The 2,743-nt window shown below is 35.8% G+C and carries 3 protein-coding genes; all 3 read left to right on the top strand.

Annotated elements, in window-relative coordinates; translation table 11 throughout:
- Window positions 1-1,243: cobyric acid synthase (locus tag Q0F90_RS08665; protein WP_296004797.1), on the top strand; the 1,243-nt coding region annotated here is incomplete at its 5' end.
- A 12-nt stretch (window positions 1,244-1,255) separates the two neighbouring features.
- On the top strand, window positions 1,256-2,248 hold the full coding sequence (gene cbiB / locus Q0F90_RS08660) for an adenosylcobinamide-phosphate synthase CbiB (protein ID WP_296004795.1): 993 nt from the start codon (window positions 1,256-1,258) through the stop codon (window positions 2,246-2,248).
- Window positions 2,248-2,743, top strand: a 496-nt coding sequence (gene cobS / locus Q0F90_RS08655) for an adenosylcobinamide-GDP ribazoletransferase (RefSeq protein ID WP_296004793.1), incomplete at its 3' end; no start/stop codon positions are given. The genes cbiB and cobS, both read left to right, overlap by 1 nt.

Here is a 2,743-nt window from a genome sequence, read left to right as displayed (position 1 = left end):
GGGTAAACCAGTAGGCGTCTATAGTGCTAAGGAATACCATACAAATTACTCTTTAACTGCCCTTGATAAGGTAAAAGAATCTATCAATTTCTTAGACTCTAATTTTGATGTAATGGTTATTGAAGGTGCAGGTAGTCCTGCAGAAGTTAACCTTAAGGCTAATGATATTGTTAACATGCGCATTGCTAAAATGACGCAAGCTCCAGTATATCTCATTGCTGACATCGATCGTGGAGGTGCTATTGCTTCTATCGTAGGTACATTAGAACTACTAGAACAAGAAGAACGTGACCTTATTAAAGGTATAGTAATTAATAAATTCCGTGGGGATATTAAATTGCTAGAACCAGCACTTACTTTTATTGAAGAAAAAACTGGTAAAAAAGTAGTAGGTGTTATTCCTGCTATTGAAAATCTAGATATTGATGAAGAAGATTCTGTAGCATTAGAAAATAAGCGCAATAGTGGTTCTAAAGAAATTCAAGTTGTAGTAATGCAAACACCTAAAATTTCTAATTTTACAGACTTTGATGCTCTTAATTATGAGCCTGATGTATCTGTTCGTTTTGTAGGCCCTGGCGATGTTATTGGTAAACCTGATTTAATTATTTTACCAGGTTCTAAAAATACATTGGCAGATTTAACATATCTTCGTGATACAGGTTTTGCTGATGAAATTAAAAAGTTGGCTGCTCAAGGAACTCCAGTTATTGGTGTTTGTGGGGGCAATCAAATGTTAGGTAAAACGATTTATGATCCGCATCATATGGAAGGTGATATTGAGGAGATAGAAGGTCTTGGCCTTGTAGAATCTTCTACGACTATGAAGGATCAAAAAACGACACATCAAGTACAATTTAATGTGTCCGATTTGAAATTCTTAAATGGTACTTTCACAGGTGAGAATTTAGTAGGCTATGAAATCCATATGGGTGATACTACACCATTAGTGGATACAGTAACGCGTTGCTTTACTATTACAAGCCGTAGTGAAGAGGCTGTTAATGTTATCGATGGTTTCATCGATGGTAATCATCAAGTAATGGGCACATATATTCACGGTGTATTTGATAATGATGAGTTTAGACGCTTTATTATCAATCAATTGCGTGAACGAAAAGGATTAAAGCCATTAGATGTAGTATTCCATTACTTTGACCATAAAAATGCAGCATATGATCGTTTAGCTGACATTGTGGAGGAACATTTAGATATGGATTATATTATGTCTACCTTGGGTTAGTAGGGGAGATATATGGAACATTTAGATATTTTGCACTGGTTTACTAAATATAACTATGTATGCATACCAGTTTTAGCATTTTTGCTAGATTTAATTATTGGTGATCCAAATAGTAAGTACCACCCTGTTGCCATTATTGGTCGTATTATATCCTTTTTTGAAGCCGTTCTTTATAAGGATACCGATAATGATACAAAGAAATTATGGTACGGTGGTATAGCTGTTGGACTAATACTTGTATCAGTATATATTATAGTTTCTTTAATATTATGGCTTGGAGCCGTTGTTAATGAGTGGGTAGCTTATGCTCTTGAGGTCATCATTCTGTATATTGCGATTTCTCCACGATCATTAGCTGGAGCAGGTTTTACTATTAGTCAACTCATTAAACAAGATAATATTGTAGAAGCTCGTCAAAAGCTATCTTGGATTGTAGGCCGTGATACAGAAGATTTAGATGAAAGTGAAATTACTCGCGCTACAGTAGAAACGATTGCTGAAAATACTGTAGATGGTATCATTGCACCTTTATTCTTCTTTATTCTTGGTGGTCCTATGGGGGCTATTCTGTATAGAACTGCCAATACTATGGACTCCATGTTGGGTTATAAAAATCAAAAATATTTATATTTTGGTCGTGTAGCAGCGCGCTTAGATGATGCATTAAATTGGATTCCTGCACGAATTACCTTTGTTTTATTTGTCATTGCTGCATTCTTATTACGCTTTGATGCTAAAAAAGCAGTACAAATTGGCTTGCGTGATGCCAAAAAACATCCTAGTCCAAATGGAGGCTATGCGGAGGCACCTGTAGCAGGGGCTCTACATATCCGTTTAGGTGGTTACAACCAGTATTTCAAAAAGATGACTTTCCGTGAATATATGGGGGATCCTATTGAAAAGCTAAATCGTAATCATATTACGCGAACAATTTATATGATGTATGTTACGACTATACTAATGGTTATCATTAGTACAGCCATTACCTATGGGATGAATTCATAATGACACCTTTTTTTATAGCATTACAATTTTTAACACGTTTAAAAGTTGTAAACCAAACAGAATGGACCGTAGAAGACTTTGGTAAATCTGTAGTAGCCTTTCCTTATGTAGGCCTTATTATAGGTCTTATTTTGGCAATATTATACGGTGTATTATCTCCGTTTCTTCCTCTAATGCCATTGATGTTAATCATCGTTGTAGCCGAATTTTTACTGACCGGTGGACTTCATGCGGATGGATTAATGGATACTAGTGACGGTTTATTTTCCGGTCGCGAAAGAGAACGAAAACTAGAAATTATGAAAGATAGCCGTATAGGCTCCTTTGGGGTTGTGGCATTTGTATTTGTTACTCTTTTAAAATGGCAATTATTAGCTGCCATTCCTAGTGCAGAATTCATTCCTATTGCACTTATTATGATGCCTTTAATGAGTCGTTGGTCTATGGTATTTAGTATTCGTTCCTATCCTTATGCTAGAGAACAAGGAATGGGGG

This window comes from uncultured Veillonella sp. (assembly GCF_934190855.1).
Lineage (GTDB): Bacteria > Bacillota > Negativicutes > Veillonellales > Veillonellaceae > Veillonella.
The sequence above is the reverse complement of the archived record's forward strand: the minus strand, read 5'-3'. Positions and strand labels throughout refer to the sequence as shown.